The 4396-nt window shown below is 36.1% G+C and carries 5 protein-coding genes and 1 tRNA gene; 5 read left to right on the top strand and 1 reads right to left on the bottom strand.

What is annotated here, in order from left to right; genetic code table 11:
* Positions 1-15 precede the first annotated feature (15 nt).
* Together EUBHAL_RS01070 and EUBHAL_RS01065 are read left to right on the top strand one after the other, a co-directional pair.
* A tRNA-Asn gene (locus EUBHAL_RS01070) sits at positions 16-88 on the top strand.
* 268 nt (positions 89-356) lie between these two features.
* Positions 357-1229: a DegV family protein gene (locus EUBHAL_RS01065; protein ID WP_005343714.1), complete on the top strand. Its 873-nt coding sequence runs from the start codon at positions 357-359 to the stop codon at positions 1227-1229.
* A gap of 187 nt (positions 1230-1416) precedes the next feature.
* Here EUBHAL_RS01065 and EUBHAL_RS01060 read toward each other — a convergent pair whose 3' ends face one another.
* On the bottom strand, positions 1417-2190 hold the full coding sequence (locus tag EUBHAL_RS01060; RefSeq protein ID WP_005343712.1) for an HAD-IIA family hydrolase: 774 nt from the start codon (positions 2188-2190) through the stop codon (positions 1417-1419).
* Positions 2191-2497: 307 nt separating this feature from the next.
* Here EUBHAL_RS01060 and EUBHAL_RS17120 point away from each other — a divergent pair, with 307 nt between their 5' ends.
* The 3 genes from EUBHAL_RS17120 (at position 2498) to deoC (ending at position 3884) form a co-directional block, all read left to right on the top strand.
* On the top strand, positions 2498-2635 hold the full coding sequence (locus EUBHAL_RS17120; RefSeq protein WP_353963088.1) for a DUF6783 domain-containing protein: 138 nt from the start codon (positions 2498-2500) through the stop codon (positions 2633-2635).
* A 33-nt stretch (positions 2636-2668) separates the two neighbouring features.
* A complete protein-coding gene (locus tag EUBHAL_RS01055; protein ID WP_005343710.1) occupies positions 2669-3034 on the top strand; it encodes an alcohol dehydrogenase catalytic domain-containing protein in 366 nt (121 codons plus the stop codon).
* Between the two features lie 199 nt (positions 3035-3233).
* Positions 3234-3884, top strand: coding sequence for a deoxyribose-phosphate aldolase (gene deoC / locus EUBHAL_RS01050; RefSeq protein ID WP_005343709.1), 651 nt, complete (start codon positions 3234-3236; stop codon positions 3882-3884).
* The last annotated feature ends 512 nt before the right edge of the window (positions 3885-4396 follow it).

Below are 4396 nucleotides of genomic sequence, written 5' to 3'. Positions count from 1 at the left end.
TCCTTTAATAAATATTCCTCGATAGCTCAGTCGGTAGAGCACGCGGCTGTTAACCGCGCTGTCGTAGGTTCAAGTCCTACTCGGGGAGTTAGATTAAAGCAACAAAGTTAAGTAGCTTTGTTGCTTTTTTTAGTATATTTGTTATAATTATAATATTGCCTTTTAAAAAATATAAATATAAATTTCAAAGTAATATTTGTGAGGATGTTAGAAATACCCTAAAAAGGTATGAGAATGACTAAAACAGTCAAAACAGAAGGCTCCGTTTTTTATCAATGGAGAGTTCAATCATAACATAAAATGCTGCTATTATATTAATTCACAAAAGAAAGTTTATTTAAGGAGAAATACATATAATGAAAAAAATAGGAATCATGACAGATAGTCATAGCGGAATACTTACAGAAGAAGCAGAAAAATTAGGAATCAAAGTTCTTCCAATGCCATTTTATATTGATGATGAATTATATTTAGAAGGAGTAGATTTATCAAGAGAAGAATTTTACGAAAAACTTCGTCAGGGAGTTAATGTATCTACCTCACAGCCATCTCCACAGGAAGTAATGGAAACATGGGATGATATGTTAAAAGAATATGAAACACTTATCTACATTCCAATCAGTAGTGGATTAAGTGGTTCCTGCATGACCGCACAGGGATTAGCACAGGATGAAGAATATGAAGGAAAGGTTTTTGTAGTAGATAATGGCCATGTTTCCACACCTCTTCATCGAAGTGTTCTTGATGCAGTGGAGATGGCAGAAGCAGGCTATTCTGCCGTAGAGATTAAGAAGATTTTAGAAGAAACAAAAGAACAGATGGTAATTTACGTAGGTCTTAGTACCTTAGAATACTTGAAAAAGGGAGGAAGAATCAGCTCCACATCTGCTTTACTTGCAAACGTATTAAATATTAAACCTGTTATGAAATTTGGAACAGGAGTATTAGATGTATATCAGAAATGTCGTGGAATGAAAAAGTCACGTAAAGCAATGATTGATGCCATGAAAAATGAATTAGAGACGACATTTCATGATGCGTATAAAGCTGGAAAAGTATATTTAATGGCAGCTTCAAGCAGTTCAGAAGAAGTTACAAAAGAATGGGTAGAACAGATTAAAGAAGCATTTCCTGGAATGGAAGTAATGAGTGATTACCTATCATTTGGACTTTCCTGTCATATCGGTCCCGACGGACTCGGAATCGGCTGCACATGCAAGCCGGTGTAATTGCTATTTAATTCATTAAGAACCAACAGACGAAGCCATTACCCCCAATAAGGCATATTTGTGGCAATGGCTTCTGTGCTGTGGCTGGAGAAAATGAATTAAACAGGGGGAGAAAATTGGGGGGGGGGACAGAAGCCGATGTATTCTGCTTACTCTATTCTCCCCAGCATAGCCGGAGATTAGCTTTTCATTCAGCAATATCCCCTACGCCATTTAAAATAAGTCTCGGGCGATACGGAAATTCTTTCACAGTCTCTCTTGTGGATACCCCAGAGAGTACGAGTGCAGTATCAAGTCCTGTTTCAATGCCGGCGATAATATCTGTATCCATACGGTCACCAATCATGACGGCTTCAGAGGAATGTACTCCTAAAATCTGTAAGCCAGTACGCATCATTAACGGATTTGGTTTGCCAACGTAGTAAGCTTTTTTACCGGTAGTTGCCTCGATTGGGGCAACGAAAGCGCGGCATGCAGGAGCGATTCCACCTTCAATCGGGCCGGTAATATCTGTATTGGTTGCAATTAATCTCGCACCTTTGTTTACAAGATTCATAGCAGTAATAATGTGCTCATAACCGTAAGTAACGGTTTCTCCAACGACAACATAATCTGGATCGACATCATTAATTGTAATACCTGCATCGTATAATGCGTTATATAGACCGTGATCTCCGATGACGTAAGCGCTGCATCCCGGAGCTTGATTTTGTAAAAACTTGGCGGTTGCTAATGCACTTGTATAAAAATGTTCTTCCCCAATCTCTAATCCCATCCGATATAATTTATTCTGTAATTCTTTTGGTGAGCGGCTGCTGGCATTCGTAAGGAAAAGAAATTGTTTTTCTTCTTTTTGCAGCCATTCTACGAATTCTTTTACCCCAGGCAGAAGTTGGTTTCCGTGGTAGATAACACCGTCCATATCACATATAAAGCCTTTTTTTGATCTTAAACTTTCCATAATTATTATCTCCTTTTATCTGTCAGAATTTTAAATACGTCCGAAAAGATTCCCATTTTATAAATTATTCAAAGTGTTTTTATTATAATAGAAATCTGCGTTTTAAAATATATTTGCCGAATACGATTTCATTGTAGCGAATTTTTTTATTATTGTAAAGTAAAAAGAGAAGATACACAATTATTTTTTGAATTTTTTACAAAAAATATACATAACGAACAAATAGTCTAATAATTCGGAAAACCTGTATATTTTTTTGAAGAAGACTAAATAACAGTCGCTTCTTAAAAAACGAAATATATTTTCAATGAATATACTTTTTGTATTTAGTGATACTGGTACAAGTAAAAAACAAAATGTGTTTAAAAAATCATTCATGCAATCTTCCACAAATTGTAATGTACATCTTACAGAAAGCATTTTTCAAACACACTCTAGAACATGAAAATGCAACAAATTTCAAATTGGAGGGGTAAAAATGAAAGCGGTAAGAATGTATGCACCAAGAGATTTAAGAGTAGAAGAAGTAGATATTCCTTCTTATGAAGCGGATGAATGTTTGATTAAAGTAATGGCTGTTGGCGTTTGCGGTTCTGATATACCAAGAGTAAATCAGTACGGAGCTCATGTTTCTCCAATTATTGTAGGACATGAATTTAGCGGTCAGATTGTAAAAACAGGAGATAAGGTAACAAAGTTTAAGGCAGGAGACCGGGTAACTTGTCCACCTCTTATTCCTTGTTTTAAGTGTAAATATTGTGAGATGGTGAATATTCACTTTGTGAAGACTACGATTATTATGGTTCAAGAAGAGATGGTGCATTTGCACAATATATCGCAGTAAAGGAAGGAAATCTTCTGAAAGTCGATGACAAAGTTTCTTATGAAGATGCATTTAAAGTATGGAGACAGATTTATAAGAATCTTGCAATAGATGCTTATGATATGATCGCAGAATTTCAGGAAAAACATCGTTAGATAACAAATGCATCTGTATTAGAAAATAGCAACACAAGTTAGACTACATAAAAGGGGAAGAAACAATGACAAAACAGGAAATTTTAACACATATTGACCATACTCAGTTAAAAGCATTTTGTACATGGGAAGACATTAAAAAGCTTTGCGATGAGGCAATCAAATATAATACCGCTTCTGTATGCATTCCGCCATCTTATATTGAAAGAATCAAGGAAACTTACGGCGATAAAATTAATATCTGTACTGTAATCGGATTTCCTCTCGGCTACAATACCACAGAAACAAAGGTATTTGAAGTAAAAGATGCCATTGCAAAGGGATGCAGTGAAGTAGATATGGTTATTAATATCGGCCATGTAAAAAATGGCGACTTTGATAAAGTAGAAGCAGAAATCAAGGCTTTAAAAGAAGCTGCTGGTGACAAGATTCTTAAAGTAATCATTGAAACATGCTACCTCACAGATGATGAAAAAGTAAAACTTTGTCAGTGTGTTACAAATGCGAAAGCAGATTATATCAAAATTTTTACTGGTTTTGGAACTGGCGGAGCAACGATTGAGGATATCCGCTTATTCGCACAAAATATCGGCTCGGATGTAAAAATGAAAGCGGCAGGAGGTGTAAAGAGCAGAGAAGATCTTGAAATATTCTTAGAGGCAGGATGTGACAGAATCGGAACAAGTTCTGCTGTAAAAATGTTAGAAGAAAATTAAAAAACTTCTACGATTACAGACTTCCAGTGTTATGTTTTGTTACTATCTTATGAAAAAAATGGAGCATCGCGATTGCTGTTGGAATTAATAAGATAGATGCTATAATCGGAGCCCTCGAGCAGGATTTATGAATGTTCTTTATACCGATGAAAAAACGGCAAGAGAGATATTAAATAGGAATTTGCTGGATTGAGTAAACAGACGAAGTCAGGAGAGATCGAAGTAATTCGGAAAATTAAATCTTTCAGGATTGACACAAGATTAATAAGAAAAAAGAGTATATTATCGGTGTACTATTACCGATAATCCGTTCTCCACAGAAAGCCAAAACCTTCTGGCGATTCCTCAAATTACTCTAACAATAAATAGCAATTTTCCCTCCCACAGCCAAAGCACAGCCCCCGAAGAGAGTCTAGCCCCTATATCTGTGGCCTCGGAGCAAGGTTTGGATGCGAGCACTTAAAGCGAGCATTCAAACCGCCGCGACTAAAGTCACAAATATAGGATAGACT

The organism is Anaerobutyricum hallii DSM 3353 (assembly GCF_000173975.1).
GTDB classification, from domain to species: Bacteria; Bacillota; Clostridia; order Lachnospirales; family Lachnospiraceae; genus Anaerobutyricum; species Anaerobutyricum hallii.
Note: the sequence above shows the minus strand (reverse complement) of the source record. Positions and strands in the feature narration are given on the sequence as shown.

Excerpts from the sequence above, each read along its gene's own strand:
- EUBHAL_RS01055 (WP_005343710.1), top strand. The coding sequence starts at position 2,669 with ATGAAAGCGGTAAGAATGTATGCACCAAGAGATTTAAGAGTAGAAGAA.
- EUBHAL_RS01065 (WP_005343714.1), top strand. The coding sequence starts at position 357 with ATGAAAAAAATAGGAATCATGACAGATAGTCATAGCGGAATACTTACA.
- EUBHAL_RS01060 (WP_005343712.1), bottom strand. The coding sequence starts at position 2,190 with ATGGAAAGTTTAAGATCAAAAAAAGGCTTTATATGTGATATGGACGGT.
- deoC (WP_005343709.1), top strand. The coding sequence starts at position 3,234 with ATGACAAAACAGGAAATTTTAACACATATTGACCATACTCAGTTAAAA.
- EUBHAL_RS17120 (WP_353963088.1), top strand. The coding sequence starts at position 2,498 with ATGAATATACTTTTTGTATTTAGTGATACTGGTACAAGTAAAAAACAA.